The 20,753-nt window shown below is 68.7% G+C and carries 1 protein-coding gene (cut by a window edge); it reads left to right on the top strand.

Going from position 1 to position 20,753, the window contains the following annotated elements; translation table 11 throughout:
- On the top strand, positions 1-20,753 hold the 3' portion of the coding sequence (locus F3087_RS43565; protein WP_150408069.1) for a non-ribosomal peptide synthetase. It extends 4,510 nt beyond the left edge of the window; the window shows 20,753 of its 25,263 coding nt (coding positions 4,511-25,263); the start codon falls outside the window, past its left edge; the stop codon is at positions 20,751-20,753.

The raw sequence follows: 20,753 nt of genomic DNA, 5'->3' as shown, positions 1-20,753 counted from the left end.
CCGCGGTCGTGCCGATCGGGGAGCCGGAGTGGAATTCCCAGGTGTATGTGCTGGACGCGCGTATGCGGCCGGTGGCCATCGGCGTGCCGGGGGAGCTGTACCTGGCCGGAAACCAGCTGGCGCGCGGCTATCACGGCCGGGTCGATCTGACCGCGGACCGCTTCGTCGCGAATCCGTTCGGGAACGGCGGCGAACGCATGTACCGCACCGGCGATCTCGTGCGGTGGAGCCAGGACGGAGAGCTGGTTTACCTGGGCCGCACCGACTTCCAGGTGAAGTTCCGCGGGCAGCGCATCGAACTCGCGGAGATCGAGACGGCGCTCCTGGCCTCACCCGAGGTGAGCCGGGCGGCGGCGCGGCTCGTCACCGGTGCGTCCGGCGACTTCTTGGCGGGCTACGTGGTCCGGACATCAGGCACCGAGCTGGATCCGGCTGCCCTCAAAGCCGCTTTGGCACAGCGGCTTCCCGCCTACATGGTGCCGACCGCGCTCGTCGAGCTGACCGAGTTCCCGCTGGGAAGCAGCGGCAAGCTGGACCGTGCGGCGTTGCCTGTCCCAGCGCTGGCGACCGAGCGGTTCCGTGCTCCGGTCGACGCGGCGCAACGACTGGTCGCTGCCGTGTTCGCCGAGGTCCTGCGAGTCGACCGGGTCGGTCTGGACGACGACTTCTTCGCGCTCGGCGGCAGTTCGCTGGACGCCACTCAGGTGACGGCACGCGTGGGCGAGGCCATCGGAGTTCGAGTCCCGTTGCGCGCCTTGTTCGAAGCGGCCACGGTTGAGGGGTTCTCGGCGGCGGTGGATGCGTTGAGCACCGCAGGGGCGCTCCGGCCGGCATTGACGCGGCGGAATCGGCCGGAGCGTATTCCGCTGTCGCCGGCACAGCAACGGTTGTGGTTCCTCAACCGCTTGGAGAGCGAAGACGGCCCGTCCGGCGTCTACAACCTGCCGGTCGTGCTCCGGCTCACCGGACGGCTCGATACCGCCGCGCTGGAGCGTGCCGTGGTGGACGTGCTGCTTCGGCACGAATCGCTGCGCACTCTGTATCCCGATACCGATACCGGTCCCTACCAACTGATTCTGGATGGCGCCGATATCGGTCTCGCCCTCAACCCGGTCCCGGTCGAGCGGTCCGAGGTTGCGTCGGCGATTGCCGCGATTGCGAGAGCCGGATTCGACGTCACCACCGAACTACCCTCGCGTGTAGCGCTTTTGCTGGTCGACCGGGACGATAACGCACGCGGCGTCATCGGTGACGAGTACGTGCTCGTGTTCGTGATCCACCACATCGCCGCTGACGCACTCTCGATGCCGCCGCTGGTCACCGATCTCGTGCGGGCCTATCTCGCCCGCTTGATCGGCCACCGACCCGACTGGGCGGAGCTTCCGGTGCAATACGCGGATTACAGCCTGTGGCATCGGGAGTTGCTCGGCGCACCGGACACCCCGGGTGATCCGGCCTACCAGCAGTTGCGATTCTGGCGCGACGTGCTCGACGGCGCACCGGCGCAGATCGCCTTGCCGACCGAGCGGCCACGTCCCGCTGTACCGTCGAATCGCGGTGCGGCAGTAAACTTCACGATCGAGCCCGCGGTGGTCGCCGCGCTGCGCGTCATCGCACAGCGCAGCGGTGCGACGTTGTTCATGGTGCTGCACGCCGCGTTCGCGGCGACGCTGGCCCGGCTGAGCGGCAGCGACGATATCGTGATCGGCTCGCCCATCGGCGGGCGCGGTGAACGCGAACTCGACGCGCTCATCGGCATGTTCGTCAATACGCTGGTACTGCGGACGCCGGTGGCCGCGGACGCCTCGTTCGGTGAGCTCGTCCAGCAGACACGCGATGCCGATCTGGCCGCGTTCGCCAACGCCGACCTGCCCTTCGAGCGATTGGTCGACGCCATGGCGGTCGACCGGGGCACCGGAGCACATCCGCTGTTCCAGGTGATGTTCAGCTTCGGTGCAGCGCAGCCGGTGCTGCGCACCGGTGCGGTCGAGGTGCCCTGGCTCGCGATCGAGCCGGTCGAGATAGAGGACAGCGGGGCGAAATTCGACCTGCACCTGGTGGTCAACGAGCAGCAGGACGGCCCGGGGCTCACGAGCAGTCTGCGCTACGCCACCGATCTGTTCGATTCGGCGACCATCGAATCGTTCGTCGCCCGCTTCCTGCGGATGCTCACCGCCGGGGCGGTGGACTCGCGGCAGAAGATCGGCGGCATCGAGCTGCTCACGGACACGGAATATGAACGCGTAGTGCACCGGTGGAATGACACCGCACAGACGATCGACGAGACCCGAACGCTCGCATCGCTGTTCGCCGAGCAGGCAGTGCGCACACCCGATGCCATCGCCCTCACCTTCGAGGGCACGAGTCTGTCCTACGCCGAGTTTGCTAGCCGGGTGAATCGGTTGGCCCGCTGGCTCGTGGTGCAGGGCGTCGGCCCGGATTCGCTTGTCGCGCTGGGTATGCGGCGGTCCCTCGATCTGGTGGTCGGCATGTACGCGGTCGTCACCGCGGGCGGCGGCTATCTGCCGCTCGATCCGGATCACCCGGCCGAGCGCACCGAACACATTCTCGACACGGCCGCCCCGCTCTGTGTACTCACGTCCGGCACCGATCTGAATCTCGCGGTAGCGCAGCAGCGTATCGATCGACTAGACCTGTCCGGCTACTCGTACGCACCGCTGACCGACGCGGACCGTCTGGCACCGCTGCGTCCCGCGAACATCGCGTACGTCCTGTTCACCTCCGGCTCGACCGGACGGCCGAAGGGCGTGGCGATGAGCCACGCGGGCATTGTGAACCGGCTGCTGTGGATGCAGTCCGCCTATGTGGCCCTCGACGCCGACGACGTCCTGTTGCAGAAGACTCCGGCCACGTTCGATGTGTCGGTGCCGGAGTTCTTCTGGCCGTTGCAGGTCGGCGCGCGGCTGGTGCTCGCGAAGCCGGACGGACATCAGGATCCCGCCTACCTCGGTGAGCTGATGCGCCGAGAGAGCGTGACCGCAGCGCATTTCGTGCCGTCGATGCTGTCGGTGTTCGTCGCGGACGAGATCGACGTGCCCACGCTGCGGAACGTGTTCTGCTCCGGCGAGGCACTGCCCGCGGTGACGGCGCAGCGCATGCGCGAGCGGACCGGCGCGCGGGTGCACAACGGATACGGGCCCACCGAGACGGCGGTGGAGGTGACATTCCACGAGGTCACCGACGCTGATGCGCAGACGGTGCCGATGGGTGCGCCGATCTGGAACACCCGGGCGTATGTGCTCGACGCACGGCTACGGCCCGTGCCGGTGGGGGTGCCAGGAGAGCTGTATCTGTCGGGGGCGCAGTTGGCCCGCGGCTATTGGGGCCGTGCGGATCTGACAGGTGATCGGTTCGTTGCCGATCCGTTCGATCCAACGGGCGGACGCATGTATCGCACCGGTGACCTCGTCGCCTGGACGTCTGCCGGAGAACTGGAGTTCTTGGGCCGCAACGACTTCCAGGTGAAGATCCGTGGCCTGCGGATCGAACTCGGCGAGATCGAATCGGTGCTGCTGTCGCTGCCTGGCGTCGCCCAAGCGGTAGCCCTGGTTCGGAACGACCACTCGAACGGTGACCAACTGGTGGCCTACCTGGTGGGGGACGGCGCGCTCGACAGCGACCGGCTACGTGCCGAATTGGCCACGCGACTACCGGGATACATGGTGCCCCGGCATTTCGTGATGCTCGACCACCTCCCGGTGAACGCATCCGGCAAGCTCGACCGAAAGGCGCTGCCCGCGCCGGTCCTCACCTCCACTGCGTTCGAAGAACCGGTCGGGTCGGCGGAATCGCTTGTCGCCGGGACATTTACCGCACTGCTGGGCGCGGATCGCGTCGGCGCCCAGGACGACTTCTTCGCACTCGGCGGAAACTCGCTGATCGCAACCCAGCTCGCCGCCCGGCTCGGGAAGGCGACGGGCGCCGAGGTGCCGGTACGTACGATCTTCGACGCGCCGACCGTGCGCGAACTGGCGCTGCGGCTCACCGTCGACCGGTCGGCCGACACCGAACTCACTGTGCTGCCGCCGCTCACGGCACAGGTGCGTCCCGACCCGATCCCGCTGTCGATCGCCCAGCAGCGCATGTGGTTCCTCAACCGGTTCGACACCACCGGCAGCGGTTACAACATTCCGTTCGCGCTGCGGCTCACCGGCGCCCTGAACGTCCCCGCACTGGAAGCGGCGATCGCCGACGTGATCGCGCGGCACGAGACGCTGCGCACGATCTATCCCGAACAGGACGGGGCCGCAACCCAAGTGGTGCTGCCGGCGGAAACCAAGCTGGTGGACCTGGTGGTCCGCGCGGTGCGACCTGCCGAGCTGCCCGACCTGATCGCCGGCGCGGCATCGAGCGGGTTCGACGTCACCGCCGAGGTTCCGCTACGAGTTCGCTTGCTGCGCTTGAACGATGGCGAGTCGGCCGTAACTCCTGGCGGTCAGGTGCACGTCCTGCTGTTCGTCGTGCATCACATCGCCGCCGACGGTTGGTCTTTCGCGCCGTTGACCCGCGATCTCGCCGCGGCGTACGTCGCGCGCTGCGCGGATACGGCTCCCGCGTGGAGCCCGCTTCCGGTGCAGTACGCCGACTTCGCGGTCTGGCAGCGGACGGTGCTCGGCTCGGTCGAAGACCGGCGCTCCGTGCTGTCCGGCCAGCTGGGGTACTGGACGGGCCGGCTCGCGGGCATCCCCGAGGTGCTGACTTTGCCGTCGGACCGGCCACGGCCCGCGATTGCGACCAACCACGGCGGAGCCGTCATCGGACGGCTGGATTCCGAGCTACACCAGGAGATTCAAGACCTCGCCGCGGCTCACCGGGTGACACCGTTCATGGTGCTGCACGCGGCGCTGACGGTGGTGTTGAGCCGCTACGCCGCGAGTACCGACATCGTGATCGGCGCTCCCGTCGCGGGCCGCGGGGACGCCGCGCTCGACGAACTCGTCGGCATGTTCGTCAACACCCTGGTGCTGCGCACCGAGATTCGACCCGATGCGACGCTGGCTGAGCTGCTGGCCACAGTCCGTACGGCCGACCTCGCCGCCTTCGATCACGCGATGGTGCCGTTCGAGCAACTCGTCGACGCCCTGAATCCGGTTCGCTCCCAAGCCCACTCGCCGCTCTACCAAGTCGCGCTCACTCTGCAGAACCAGGCGGACCCCGACTTCCAGCTGCACCGGCTGAACATCGCCGCACTCGAGGTCGGGCCGGCACCGATCCAGCTCGACCTCGACTGGACGCTCACCGACCGCTATGCCGCGGACGGTGCACCCGCAGGCATCGACGTTCACCTGCACTACGCACTCGACCTGTTCGACGAGCGGACCGTGCGCGGCTACCTCGCCGCCTTCGAGCGCGTGCTGCGCGCACTGGTGCGCGACACCCGCACGCTGGTCGCGAATGTCGACCTGATGTCGAGTGCCGAACGCGGCCTGCTGCTGTGTGATCGCAACGCCACCGCCCGGGCACTGCCCCCGGAGACGCTCGATGATCTGCTCACCACCAGGGTCCGGACCAGCGGTGATGAGATCGGCGTATACTACGAGGGCACCGAGGTGACCTACGCCGATCTCGCCGCGCGGGTGAATCGCCTAGCCCGCTGGCTCATTTCGGCGGGCGTCGGCCCGGAGACGATCGTCGGTCTCGCGACATTGCGATCGGTCGACATGCTCGTCACGATGTTCGCGATCGTCCGCGCGGGCGGCGCGTACCTTCCGATCGATCCCGCCCACCCCGCGGATCGCATCGCACAGGTCATCGAGAGCGCCGCACCGGCATTGGTGCTGACCGCGGGTGGCGCCGAGCTGCCGGAACTAGACGGCGTGCGCGTCATCGACCTGGCCGAGCTTCCGCTAGGTGAATTCTCGGATGCCCCGGTGACGGATGCGCACCGGAGAGTGCCGCTGCGCCAAGATAATACGGCGTACGTGCTGTTCACCTCCGGTTCCACCGGCCGGCCGAAGGGTGTTGCCGTCACCCACCGCGCCATCATGAATCAGCTGCGCTGGTTGGAATTCCGCTACGCGGTGACCGCCGCCGACCGAATCCTGCAACGCGCCCCGCTGACCTTCGACGTGTCGGTCTGGGAGTGCTTCCTGCCGATCGCCGTCGGCGCTCCGCTGGTGATCGCCCGTCCCAGCGGGCATCTCGACCTGGCCTATCTCGCGGGCCTGCTCCGCACCTACGGCATCACCATCGCCGAATACGTGCCGTCGGTGCTCGCCGCGCTGATCGGCGAGGGCATGGGCGACGCGTTGCGCTCGCTCCGGCACCTGCACTGCGGCGGCGAGGCGCTCACTCCGGATCTGCTCGCGGCGCTCCGATCCACCCTCGACGGCGTGGTGCACAACGCCTACGGACCGACGGAGGCGGCGATCTCGGCCGTCTTCCACGAATTCGCCGCCGCCGATGCCGAATCCGGCCTGGACGTGGCTATCGGCCGTCCCTGCTGGAACACGCGCACGTACGTGCTGGACGCCCGGCTGCGGCCGGTGCCGATCGGGGTCACCGGTGAGCTGTACCTCGCGGGTGACCAACTGGCTCGCGGCTACCAGGGACGCCCCGGACTGACCGCGGAACGGTTCACCGCGGACCCGTTCGGCGTGCCGGGACGGCTGATGTATCGCACCGGCGACCTGGTGCGCTGGAATCGGGACGGCGACCTGGTGTACCTGGGCCGCAACGACTTCCAGATCAAGCTGCGTGGCCAGCGGATCGAACTCGGCGAGATCGAGGCGGCGCTGGCCGGGACCGCGGGCGTCACGAACGCCGCTGTGCTGCTCGCGCGGGACACCGCTGGATACGAATGCTTGGTCGGCTACGCGACCGGCACCGACCTGAATCCCGAAGCGGTGCTGGACGACCTGCGGGATCGGCTGCCCGCGTACATGGTTCCCGCGCATCTGGTCGTACTCGACGAGATGCCGCTGACCACCGTCGGCAAACTCGATCGCGCCGCACTGCCTGCCGTCGAATTCATCGGCACGGCAGCGGGATTCCGCGCCCCGCGCGAGGGCGTCGAGTCGGTGCTTGCTGCACTGATCACCGATCTGGTCGGGTTGACCGGCAGCAGGATCGGCGCGGACGACGACTTCTTCGCTCGCGGCGGCAATTCGTTGCTCGCCATGCGGCTGGTCGCCAGGGTCAATGCCGCGTTCGGTTGTGTGCTGACGGTACGTGCGGTGTTCGAAGCACCCACGGTGGCCGAACTCGCAACGCGGATCGCGGATTCCGCTCAGCCGGCCTCGGACACGTCGCGGCCGGTTCTTGCCGTGCGGGAGCGTCCGACTCGTATCCCCTTGTCGCTCGCACAGACTCGGATGTGGCTGCTGAATCGCCTCGACCCGGAATCTGCCGTCTACAACATCCCGATCACCATCCGGCTGACCGGCGCTCTGGATACGGATGCGCTGCGAGCAGCTCTGCGTGATGTCATCGACCGGCACGAATCGCTGCGCACCATATTCCCGTCGGATCAGCTCGGGCCGGCGCAGGCGGTGCTGTCCGGCGACGAGGTGACCGCGCTCGACCTGCACCCCGTCGACGTGGCCGGAACGGACCTCGCATCGGCCGTACTGGCAGTGACCGCCGTCGGCTTCGATTTGCGCACCGCAATGCCGGTGCAGGCCAAGCTGTTCCGTGCCTCGCCGGACGACCACGTGCTCGTCGTCGTGGTGCACCACATCGCGGCGGACGGCGTCTCGACCGCACCGCTCGCACGGGATCTCATGGTTGCCTACACCGCACGGACCACGGGTGTGGCCCCGCAGTGGCGTCAACTACCGGTCCAATACGCGGACTTCACGCTCTGGCAGCACGAAGTGCTCGGGTCGGCCGATGACCCCGAATCGCTGCTGGCCGCGCAGATCGCCCACTGGCGCACGGAACTCGCCGGACTCGCGCCGGTGCTCGAACTGCCCGCCGACCGCCCGCGACCGCCGGTCGCCTCCGGACGCGGTGCCGCCATCGAGTTCGCCGTGTCCGCCGAGCTGACCGGATCGGTCGCGGATCTAGCTCGCAGGCAAGGTGTTTCGTCGTTCATGGTGATCCATGCCGCCTTCGCTATGCTGCTGGCCCGGCTCGCCCGGGTGGACGACGTCGCCATCGGCACGCCCATCGCGGGGCGCTCCGAAGCAGCACTGGACGACCTGGTCGGCATGTTCGTGAACACCCTCGTGCTGCGCTCCCGCGTAGCTCCGGACATGTCTTTCGCCGAACTGCTGAGCGAGGTACGCGACGCCGACGTACGCGCGTTCGCGCATGCCGACCTGCCCTTCGAACGACTCGTCGACGAACTGAATCCGGCACGCGCACAATCGCATTCCCCGATCGTGCAGACACTGCTCACCTTCGAGCACCGCGAGGACACCGTCCTGCGACTGCCCGGACTCGAGGTGTCGGCCTACCCGATCGACAGCAAGGTCGCGCAATTCGATCTCAGTCTCGAACTCGCCGAGTACGTTGCTGATGCGGGCACTGCGCTGCGAGGCGTGATGCGCTACGCGACAGACCTTTTCGACCAACGCACTGTCGAGTCTTTCGCGGCGCGGTTCGTGCGGGTCCTCGAATCCGTATCCGCGAACTCGTCCATCGCCCTCGGCGATATCGAACTACTCGACACCGCAGAGCGTTCGCTCGTGCTGGACCGGTGGAACGACACCACACACCCGATGGAGATCGGACAGACACTGGTCTCGTTGTTCGAGGCGCAGGTAGCCAGAACACCGGAGGCGACCGCCCTCACCCTCGACGGGACAAGCCTGTCGTACGCGGACTTCGCCGCGAAGGTGCACCGCCTGGCCCGGTGGCTCGTTGACCAAGGCGTCGGCCCGGATTCCCTGGTCGCGCTGGGTATGCGGCGCTCGATCGATCTGATCACCGGCATGTACGCGGTCATCGCGGCGGGCGGCGCGTACGTACCGCTCGATCCCGACCATCCCGCCGACCGCATCGACCACGTGCTCGAGACCGCCAAGCCGGTATGCGTGCTCACCTCCGGCATGGACCTGGATGGTGTCGCGGCGCGGCAATTCCGCGTCGACCGACTGGACCTGACCGGTTATGCGCCGACCCCGCTTACCACCCTGGACCGAGTCGGCGTGCTGACCTCGGCGCACACCGCCTACGTCCTCTTCACCTCCGGCTCGACCGGCCGCCCCAAGGGCGTCGCCGTGCCGCACGCCGCCGTCGTGAACCGGCTGCACTGGATGCAGCAGACCTACCCCCTCACCGCTGACGACGCGGTGTTGCAGAAGACCCCGGCCACTTTCGACGTGTCGGTATGGGAGTTCTTCTGGCCGTTGCAGATCGGTGCGCGGCTGGTCGTCGCCCGCCCGGACGGGCACCGCGACCCCGCATATCTAGCCCGCTTGATCATCGAAGCGGGGGTGACCACGGCCCATTTCGTGCCCGCCATGTTGTCGATGTTCATTGTCGAGCGAAGGGCAAACGAGTGCATTACGCTCCGCAACGTATTCGCCTCCGGTGAGGCATTGCCCGCGCTGGCCGCGCAGCGGGCGCGTGAGGTGATCGGAGCGCGGGTGCACAACCTGTACGGACCGACGGAGGCCACCGTCGACGTCACCTTCCACGAGGTGACCGCGGCCGATGTGGTCAGCGTGCCGATCGGCAGGCCGGTATTCAATACCCAACTGCTGGTGCTGGATTCGCGGATGCGACCGGTGCCCGTCGGAGTGCCGGGGGAGCTGTATCTGGCTGGCGCGCAGCTGGCGCTCGGGTACCTCGCCCGGCCGGATCTGACCGCGGACCGGTTCGTCGCGAATCCGTTCGCCGGGGGCGCGCGGATGTATCGCACCGGCGATCTCGTCAAGTGGAACGCCGACGGCGAAGTGGAGTACCTGGGCCGCACCGACTTCCAGGTGAAGCTGCGCGGTCTGCGGATCGAGCTCGGCGAGATCGAGACCGCGCTGACCGCGCTGGATTCGATCGCGCAGGCCGTCGTGGTGTTGCATTCCGATGATCGGCTCGGTGACCGGCTGGTGGCGTACGTGGTTGCCGCCACGGGACATTCGCCGGACCTCGACGGGGCCCGGTCCGCGCTGAGCGCGGAATTGCCCGCGTACATGGTGCCTTCGGCGATCCTCCCGCTGGATGAGCTGCCGCTCAACACCTCCGGCAAGATCGACCGTAAAGCCCTGCCCGCGCCGGTCATCGAGGCGACCACCTATCGCGCACCGGCCACCGACACCGAACGCGCGGTCGCCGACATCATCGGCGAACTGCTCGGCCTCGACCGGGTCGGCGCCGACGACGACTTCTTCGCCCTCGGCGGCAATTCTCTGATCGCGACGCAGGTCGCGGCCCGGCTCGGCGCCGCCTTCGACGCCGAGTTCCCGGTCCGGATGCTGTTCGACGCGCCGACCGTCGCCGGGCTGGCGGCCCGGGCCGGACGGCAGATCGGCACCGGCAGCAGGCCACCACTCACCGCGCGCACCCGTCCCGGGCTGGTACCGCTGTCGCCGGCCCAGCAGCGCATGTGGTTCCTCAACCGCTTCGATCCCACCGGCACCGTGCACAACATCCCGGTCGTTGTCCGGCTCACCGGCTACCTCGACCCGAATACGCTGGCCGCCGCTGTCGCCGACGTGGTCGGCAGGCATGAGACGCTGCGCACGCTCTACCCGGACCACGACGGCACCGGTTACCAGCGGATTCTCGAACCGGACCGGGTGCCGTCGCTGCACTCGCTCGAGTCGGCGGCTGCGCTGCCGGAGTTCATCGCCACGCCGTTCGACGTGACGAGCGAGGTGCCGTTGCGCATCGGACTGATCCGGCTCTCCGATCGTGCGCACCTGCTCGCCCTGGTCGTGCATCACATTGCGGCCGACGGCTTCTCGATGGCACCACTGGCCCGGGATATTGCCACCGCCTATGCGGCACGCGCCACCAGGACCGCGCCCGCCTGGGCCGAATTGCCTGTGCAGTACGCCGATTACGCGCTATGGCAGCGTGAAGTGCTCGGCGCCGAGGATGATTCGGAATCGGTGGCCGCACGCCAACTGCGCTACTGGCAGGAGGTGCTGCGGGCCTTGCCCGTACAACTCGATCTACCTACTGATCGACCGCGTCCGGCGGTCGCCACGCACGCAGCGTCCAGCACGACGATCGAGCTGAATAGCAATGTCCGCGAAGGTATTACTGCGGTAGCGGCACGCTACGAAGCGACCCCGTTCATGGTGGTGCATGCCGCCCTCGCGACCTTGCTCGCCCGGCTGTCCGGCACCGACGACATCGCCATCGGCGCACCGATCGCGGGCCGCGGCGACGTCGCACTCGACGACCTGATCGGTATGTTCGTCAACACCCTGGTGCTGCGCGCCGAGGTCGCCGGAGCGGACCCGTTCGCCGAGGTCCTGCGGCGAGTGCGTGACCGCGACCTCGATGCCTTCGCCCACGCGGAGGTGCCGTTCGAAAGGCTGGTCGAGGTACTCGATCCGCCCCGATCCGAGGCACGGCATCCGCTCTTCCAGATCGCCTTGTTCTTCCAGAACCTCGCCCACGTCGAACTCGACATGGCGGGCGTCGCCGTCGCCGAATACGAGTTGGACCACCAGACAACGCCATTCGATCTTCAGCTCACCGTGACCGACAACGCGATCCAATTCACCTACGCCACGGACCTTTTCGACGAAGGCACCGTCGCCACCTTCGGATCCCGGTTCCTCCGCCTGCTGGGTGCTGTCACCACGGATCCGGAGCAGGTGGTCGGTGACATCGACCTGTTCGGCACCGGTGAGCTGCATCGCGTGGTGACCGAGTGGAACGACTCCGCGCACACCGCCTGCCTCGCGGAAATGCTGCTCGACGAATTCGAAGCACAGGCCGCGGCGACGCCGGACGATCCGGCACTGATCTTCGTTCCGGACAACGGCTCTGCCGCGACGACGATGACCTACGGCGAGCTGGACCGCCGGACCAACCAGCTGGCCCGGCACCTGATCGCGGCGAACATCGGCCCGGAATCACTGGTGGCGTTGGCAATCCGGCGCTCGGTCGACCTGGTCGTCGCCTTGTACGCGGTGCTCAAAGCCGGCGGGGCCTACGTGCCGATCGACCCGGACCACCCGGCGCGGCGGGTCGCGCACATCCTCGACACCGCGCAACCTGCGGCGCTGCTCACTACCACGGCTGACCAGGTCAGCATCGACTACGCCGGTCCGATCCTGCGTATCGATGAACTCACGCTCGACGGCTACGCGGACGACCCGATCGCCGTGCACGAGCGCCGCTCGCCGATCCACCCGCAGCACCCGGCGTACGTGATCTTCACCTCCGGTTCCACCGGAAAACCCAAGGGCGTCAGCGTTTCCCACGCCGCGATCGTCAACCAGATGACCTGGATGCAGTCCCAGTACCAGCTGTCCGCCGAGGACGTGTACCTCCAGAAAACGGCCACCACCTTCGATGTGTCGCTCTGGGGATACTTCCTGCCCCTGCGCATCGGCGCACCCCTGGTGCTCGCCGCCCCGGACGGCCATCGCGATCCCGGCTACCTGACCGAGGCCATCGAGGCCTACGGCGTCACCATCACCGACTTCGTACCCTCGATGCTCAGCGTGTTCGCGGGCCATGTCGAAACCGCCGGGCAGCGTGCCGCGCTCGACTCGCTGCGCACCGTCTTCGTCATCGGCGAGGCCCTGCCCGCCGAGACGGTGCGCGCCTTCGGTGCGGTGAGCCGGGCCCGGCTGCACAACCTGTACGGCCCGACCGAGGCGGCGGTGAGCATCACCTACCGCGACGTCACCGGCGAAATCGGCGGCATGGTCCTGCCGATCGGCAACCCGGAGTGGAACAGCCGAGTATACGTGCTGGATTCGCGGCTGCGCCCGACCTTGCCCGGCGTCGCCGGTGAGCTATACCTGGCCGGTACCCAGCTGGCGCGCGGCTACCACGGCAGACCCGACCTGACGGCGGATCGGTTCGTGGCCAACCCCTTCGGCACCCCCGGTGAGCGCATGTACCGCACCGGCGACCTGGTGCGCTGGGATGCCGACGCCGACACCGACACTGCGGAGCTGATGTACTTGGGCCGCACCGACTTCCAGGTGAAGTTCCGTGGGCAGCGGCTGGAGCTGGGCGAGATCGAGGCGGTTCTGGCCGCCGTGTCCGGTGTATCCCAAGCCGCCGCAGCCGTTGTCGCCACCCGCACCGGCGACCAGCTGGTCGGCTACGTCACCACACACAACGCGGTCGCCGAGGACGAAGTGCTACGCGCGGCCGCCGAGACCCTGCCGTCGTACATGGTCCCGTCGACCGTCCTGGTGCTGGAGGCGTTCCCGCTCAACGCTTCCGGAAAGCTGGATCGAAAAGCACTGCCGGAACCGGTGTTCGGCCGGGTCGCCTTCCGCGCTCCGGTCACACCGGCCGAACGTCTGGTGGCCGAAGCCTTCGAATCAGTCCTCGCGAGCGGGCCGATAGGCGCCGACGACAACTTCTTCGAGCTCGGCGGCAACTCCTTGATCGCCACCCGGGTGATCGCCCGCCTCGGGGCTCGCCTCGGCCGTCGCGTTCCGGTCCGACTGGTATTCGAAGCACCGACCGTGCGCGCGTTCGCGGCGTGGATCACCAATGACGCTGCCGCACTGGAACAGTCGGTCCCGCTGATCGCGGGCCCACGTCCGGCAATCATTCCGCTGGCTCCGGTGCAGCGCGGCATGTGGTTCCTCAACCGGCTCGACCCCGCCTCGGCCACCCACAACATCCCCGTGGCAATGCGCCTCGAAGGCGAACTCGATGTGCTCGCCCTGCGTGCCGCCTTCACCGATGTCGTTGCCCGGCATGAGGTGTTGCGCACGGTCTACCCCGTCGATGCGACCGGCAGTGGCCATCAGGTGATCCTGCCCGCCGAACCGGCACCGATACAGCTCGCGAGCGAAGACCTCGAGGGCCGTCCGGTCTCCGAGCGGATCGCCGAATTCCTGGTCGCCGGTTTCGATGTCACCACCGAGGTGCCGGTGCGCGCGGTGCTGCTGCGGGTGCACGAAGCCGAGCACGTGCTGGTCGTGGTGCTGCACCACATCGCCGCCGACGGCTATTCGATGAGTCCGCTGCTGCGAGACCTGCTGTCCGCCTACCTCTCTCGCGCATTGGACACGGCACCGAGCTGGCCGGACTTGGCCGCGCAGTACGCCGACTATGCGCTCTGGCAGGCCGACGCAGTGGATTCGACTGCACGAGAGCAACTCTCGTACTGGACCGAGACGCTGCGCGACCTCCCGGCCGAATCGGCACTGCCGACGGACCGCCCACGTCCCGCGGTGGCGACAGCGCATGGTGCGAGCGTGCGTGCCCGAATCGGCAGCGAAGTCGCCACCCGAATCGGCGAAATCGCGAGGCAGCACAACGCAACTCCGTTCATGGTGGTGCACGCCGCCTTGTCCGTGCTGCTGGCTCGGCTGTCCGGCGCTGCCGACACCGCCATCGGCACCCCGGTGGCCGGACGCGGCGAAGCGGCCCTCGACGACCTGGTCGGCATGTTCGTCAACACCGTCGTCCTGCGCACCCGGCCGGACCTCGATCGATCGTTCACCGACCTGATCACCCAGACCAGAACCACCGACCTGGCCGCATTCGGCAACGCGACCGTGCCGTTCGACCGAGTGGTCGACGAGCTGGGCATCGAACGCTCCCCGGCCCGGCATCCGCTCTTCACCGTCGCTCTGAGCTACCTCAATACCGGCACCGCCACCTTCGACGTGCCCGGATTGGCGCTCACCGCAGTCGAATTCGACGAGCCGGTGGCCCGTTTCGATCTCCAGTTCACCGTCGCCGCCGAGCCCGATGCCGACGGTCACCTCGCCGTCGAACTCGACTACGCCACCGATCTTTTCGACGAAGCCACCGCCGCAAACCTGCTCCGCAGATTCGGTCGTCTGCTCGGCACTCTCACCGCCGAACCGGACCGTCCGATCGGGGCCGCGGACCTGCTCGCCCCGGCCGAACGCACCGAACTACTCGCCCGCCGCGGCGCACACCCCGTCGAGCCACACACCCTCGCCGACCTGATGGCCGCCGCCGTGGCCATGAACCCCGCCGCCACCGCGCTGATCTCGGCCGACCGCACCCTGACCTACCGCGCACTGGACGAACAATCGGCACGCCTGGCCAGAATGCTGATCGGCCACGGCATCGGCGCCGAAGACGTGGTCGCCATCGCCATCGAGCGCTCGATCGAATCGCTGCTCGCCGTCTGGGCGGTCGCCAAGACCGGCGCCACCTTCGTCCCCGTCGACCCGACCTACCCGGCCGAGCGCATCACCCACATGCTGTCGGATTCCACGGCCGCCCTCGGGCTGACCACGAGCCGCTCGCACCGGACGCTGCCGGCGGACGTCGAATGGCTGGTCCTCGACGCGCCCGCGACCGCGGTCCGGATGCGGCACACCAGCGCGGCCCCGATCGCCGCGGACGAGCTGATCCGCCCGGTCCGCGTGGGCAATCCGGCCTGGATGATCTACACGTCCGGTTCCACCGGAACCCCCAAGGGCGTGCTCGCGACCCACGCAGGCCTCGCCGGAGTGGCCCGCGCCCAGCGCGACCGGTACGAGATCACCGCGGCCGCCCGCATCCTGCACGTCGCCTCGCCGAGCTTCGACGCGTCCATGCTCGAACTGCTGCTCGCCCTGTCGGCGGGCGCCGCGCTGGTGATCGCGCCGGCCGGGGTCTACGGCGGCGCCGAACTGACCACGCTCCTGCGTGAGCAGCAGGTGTCGCACGCCTTCATCACCCCCGCGGTGGTGCGCACCCTCGACCCGGCCGACCTGCACGACCTGCGGCACCTGACCGTCGGCGGCGAGTCCTACGGCCCGGATATGGTGCGGCGCTGGGGAATCGGCCGCGCCTTCTACAACACCTACGGCCCGACCGAGACGACGATCATCACCACGATCAGCGCCCGGCTGCGCCCGGACGATCCGTTCGACATGGGCACCCCGATCCATGGCATGTCGGCGGTGATCCTCGATGCCCGGCTGCAACCGGTGCCGGTCGGCGTCACCGGCGAGCTTTACCTGCGCGGACCCGGTCTGGCCAGGGGTTATCATTCACGGCCTGGTCTTTCGGCCGAGCGGTTCATCGCCGACCCCTATGGTCCGGCAGGCGGGCGGCTCTATCGCGCCGGCGATCTGGTGCGGTGGACCACGACAGGCGCGGTCCACTATGTTGGACGCTCGGATCAGCAAGTGAAGGTACGTGGGTTGCGCATCGAACTCGGCGAGATCGATGCCGTTCTCGCGACTCATGCCTCGGTCGAGGCGGCGGTGACCCTGGGGCACACGGATGCCGCAGGTGTGACATCGCTGGTTTCGTATGTGGTCGGCCGCGGAATCGACGCCGAAGAGCTGCGGGCCCATGCCGGTCGCTCGCTGGCCGCCTACATGGTGCCCGCCACCGTCATGGTGCTCGATGAGCTGCCGTTGACGCCGGTCGGCAAGCTCGATCGGCAGGCCCTGCCCGAGCCGGAGTTCCGGGTGGCCGAGTTCCGCGCGCCCCGGACCGCCGCCGAACAGGCCGTCGCCGAAGTCATCACCGACGTGCTCGGCCTCGACACGCAGATCGGGCTCGACGACGACTTCTTCGCACTCGGCGGCAACTCGCTGACCGCGACTCAGCTCGCCGCACGGCTCGGCAACCGGCTCGCGCTAGGCGTCGGTGTGCGGCTGGTGTTCGAGCATCCGACCGTCGTCGCGCTCGCGGCGGCGGCTTCGGGAGCGGCCCAGTCGGGTCCGGTGCTGGCGAGGCGTACGGAAACCGGTCCGGTGCCACTGTCACTGGCGCAGCAGCGCATGTGGTTCCTCAACCGTCTCGATCGGCAATCGACCGCCTACAACATCCCGCTTGCCGTGCGGTTGACCGGTGATCTCGATGTCGCCGCGCTGAATGCCGCGATCGCGGATGTGGTCGACCGGCACGAGGTGTTGCGCACCGTCTACCCGCAGCACGAGTCGGGCCCGGTGCAGGTGGTGCTCCCGGCGGGGGAGTCGGGCACGCCGGTGCTCGCACCCATCGCCGTTCCCGCCGACGATCTCACCGCCGCCGTCGCGGACTTCGTCGGCGGCGGATTCGATGTCGCCGAAGCGGTTCCCGTGCGGGCCCGGCTGTTCGTGCCGGTCGCCGCGGACGCGGCGGCGCGCGAACACGTGCTGGTGGTCGTCGTGCACCACATTGCCGCCGACGGTTCGTCGCTGGTGCCGCTGGCCCGGGACGTGATGGTCGCCTATGCCGCGCGCAGGCAAGGTAGTGCGCCCGAATGGGTCCCGCTGCCGGTCCAGTACGCCGATTACAGCCGGTGGCAGCGCGAGTTGCTCGGGGCCGAGGACGATCCGGATTCGCTGGTCTCGCGCCAGCTCCGGTTCTGGACCGGCACCCTCGACGGCCTGCCCGCTCAGCTGACCCTGCCGACCGACCGGCCGCGGCCCGCCATCGTGGCCACCCGCGGCGGCCACGTCGACTTCGCCATCGACGCGCGGGCGCACGCCGGTCTGATCGCGCTCGGCCGGGAGTCCGGGGCCACGCTGTTCATGGTGCTGCACGCCGCGTTCGCGGTGCTGCTCGCTCGGCTGTCCGGCACCACGGACATCGCGGTCGGCACGCCGGTCGCCGGGCGCGGTGCCGCCGAACTCGACGACGTGGTCGGCATGTTCGTGAACACGCTGGTGCTGCGGGCCCAGGTCGACGCGGGCACCGGATTCGCCGAGCTGCTCGATCAGGTGCGGGCCGCCGATGTCGCCGCGTTCGCGCACGCCGATGTCCCGTTCGAGCGACTGGTCGAGGTGCTGAACCCCGAACGGTCGACGGCCCGGCATCCGCTGTTCCAGGTCGGCTTCTCCTTCCACAACCAGGCGGGCGCCGACTTCGCATTGGACGGATTGACCGCCACCGCAGCCGATTTCGACTCCGAGGTCGCGCAGTTCGATCTGCACCTGGTGGTCACCGACCGTTATGACACCGAGGGCGTGCCGACCGGGATGGCGGCCTCGATCAGCTACGCGACCGCATTGTTCGATGAGGGCACCGTCGCCGGATTCGCGGGCCGGCTGCAACGACTGCTCGCGGCGGTCTGCGCCGATCCGCAGGTCCCGGTAGGCGATCTCGCGCTGCTCGACCGGGCGGAGGCCGAGCGCATGCTGATCGCATGGAATCGTCCTGAACGCGAATTCGCCACGACCACACTGATTTCCGCGTTCGAGGCGCAGGTCGCCCGGACGCCGGACGCGGTGGCGATCGTGGATGGCGCCGAAACCCTCACCTATGGCGAATTCGGTGCTCGGGTAAACCGGTTGGCGCGGGTACTGATCGACCGTGGCGTCGCGCCGGAATCGGTTGTCGCCCTGGCCATCCCGCGTAGCGCGGAGCTGCTCGTCGCGATGTACGCGGTGGTCACCGCGGGCGGCGCGTACCTGCCGCTCGACCCGGCCCACCCGTTGGATCGCACCGTGCGGATACTCGCCGCAGCGAGCCCGGAACTGGTGCTCACCTCGGCGGCGCATCCGATGCTTCCGGTTGCCGTGTCGAATCACGCTGTGGTGCTGGATATTTCGACGATCGATCCGTCCATCGACGCACGGCCGGTACGAGACAATGAGCGGTCGGCGTCACTGTCACCGTCGAACACCGCGTACCTGATCTTCACCTCCGGATCCACCGGAACCCCGAAGGGCGTGGCCGTTCCGCATGCCGCCGTCGCCCATCAGCTGGAGTGGATGCAGTCGGAATACGCGCTCGGCGCCGACGACGCCACCCTGCTGATGACCTCGGCCGCCTTCGACCTCTCGATCTGGGAATTGTGGTGGGCGCCACGGACCGGCGCCAGAATCGTGCTGGCCCCCGCTGCCGCGCACCGGGACCCGGCCCAGGTCCTCGACCTGATCCGGCGCGCCTCGATCACCACCGTGACCCTGGTCCCGTCACTACTGGCCATGCTGAGCGAAGCCGCGGGCGATCGGCTGCCGCGCTCCCTGCGCAGGCTGCTCGTCATCGGTGAACCACTCCCGGCGACCACGGTCTACCAGGTCCGCGGCCGGACCGACGCTCGGATCGACAACCTGTACGGGCCGACCGAGGCGGCGGTCTCGGTCACCCGCTACCGGACCGTTCCCGGGACGCGACACACGGTGGTGCCCATCGGCACACCGGAATCCGGCAGCCGCGTCTACGTGCTCGACGACCGGCTGCATCCGGTCCCGGCCGGCGTCACCGGCGAGCTGTACCTCGGCGGCGCGCAACTGGCCCGCGGCTACCACGGCAGGCCCGAACTGACCGCCGAGCGCTTCGTGGCGGACCCGTTCGGCGCGCGGGGTACCCGGTTGTACCGCACCGGTGATCTGGTGCGCTGGGGAGCCGACGGGAACCTCGAATACGTCGAGCGCCGCGACTTCCAGGTGAAGGTCCGCGGCTACCGCATCGAACTCGCCGAGATCGAGCACGCGCTGCGCTCGCGGCCCGCGGTGTCGGAGGCCATCGTCGTCGCGCAGCACGCCGGCGACGAGAACGCGATGCTGGCCGGGTATTTCACCGCCACCGAGCCGGTCGATACGGACATCCTGCGCGCCGCGGTGGCAGACCTGCTGCCCAGCTACATGGTGCCCGCGGTGCTGCGGCAGCTGGACACGCTGCCGCGCAACGCGAACGGCAAGGTCGACCGGGCCGCCCTGCCCAAGCCCGAACCGCGCGGCCACGAGTTCCGCGCCCCGGCGACGGAACTGGAGCGGCAGTTCTGCGCCTGCTTCGCCGAGGTGCTCGGCGTCGACCGGATCGGCCTGGACGACAGCTTCTTCGAACAAGGCGGCAATTCCCTGCTCGCCACCCGCCTGGCCGCCCGGTTGAGCGCGGCTCTCGCCGAGCCGATTCCGGTCGTCTGGCTGTTCTCCGCGCCGACGCCGGGGGCGATGGTGACCCAGTTGGCCCAGCACCGGTCGGGCCGTGGGCGGGTCGATGCGGCCGCCGCGTTCGACGTGCTGTTGCCGTTGCGCGCCGGCGGATCGCGCGAACCGCTGTTCTGCCTGCATCCGGCGGGCGGCGTCGCGTGGTCGTTCGCCGGTCTCGCCGCCCATATCGACCCGGAGCGCGGCGTATACGGCATCCAGTCGCCCGCGCTGAGTTCGGCGGCGCCGCTGCCGGAGTCGATCGAGGACTGGGCCGGGCGGTATGTCCGGGAGATCCGGGCCGTGCAGCCGGAGGGCCCGTATCACCTGCTCGGCTGGTCGCTCGGCGGCGTGCTCGCGCACGCGGTCGCGGTCCAATTGCAGGACGCGGGCCAGCATGTCGCGCTGCTGGCCATGCTGGACAGCTCGCGGCAGAGCACGGTGGACGAGTCCGCGACCGTCCCGGTGGCGGATCTGCTCGGTGGGCTGCTCGGCGACCACGCCGCCGAAACCGACCTGGATCTCACCCAATTGGCGCTCCGGATGGCCGAATTGCCCGAGCCGTTCGCCTCGTTCGGCGCCGACCGGCTCGCCCGGGTGCTGGACGCGGGCACCCGTGCGGTGAACCTGATCACGCGTTACCGACCCCGCCCCTACAAGGGCAATCTCCTCTATTTCACCGCGGCCCTGGACGATCCCACCGGTGCTACCGGGGCCGCAACCTGGGCGGATGCCGTCGACGGCACCGTGCACAACCACGCCGTGCATACCTCGCACTGGCGGATGACCACCGAGTCGGCGCTGGCCAGGATCGGCCACGTCCTCACCGCCCTGCTGGAGCGTGCCGACCGCACCTGA

It is taken from the genome of Nocardia colli (assembly GCF_008704205.1).
GTDB classification, from domain to species: domain Bacteria; phylum Actinomycetota; class Actinomycetes; order Mycobacteriales; family Mycobacteriaceae; genus Nocardia; species Nocardia colli.
This window is presented reverse-complemented; position numbering and strand designations above follow the sequence as displayed.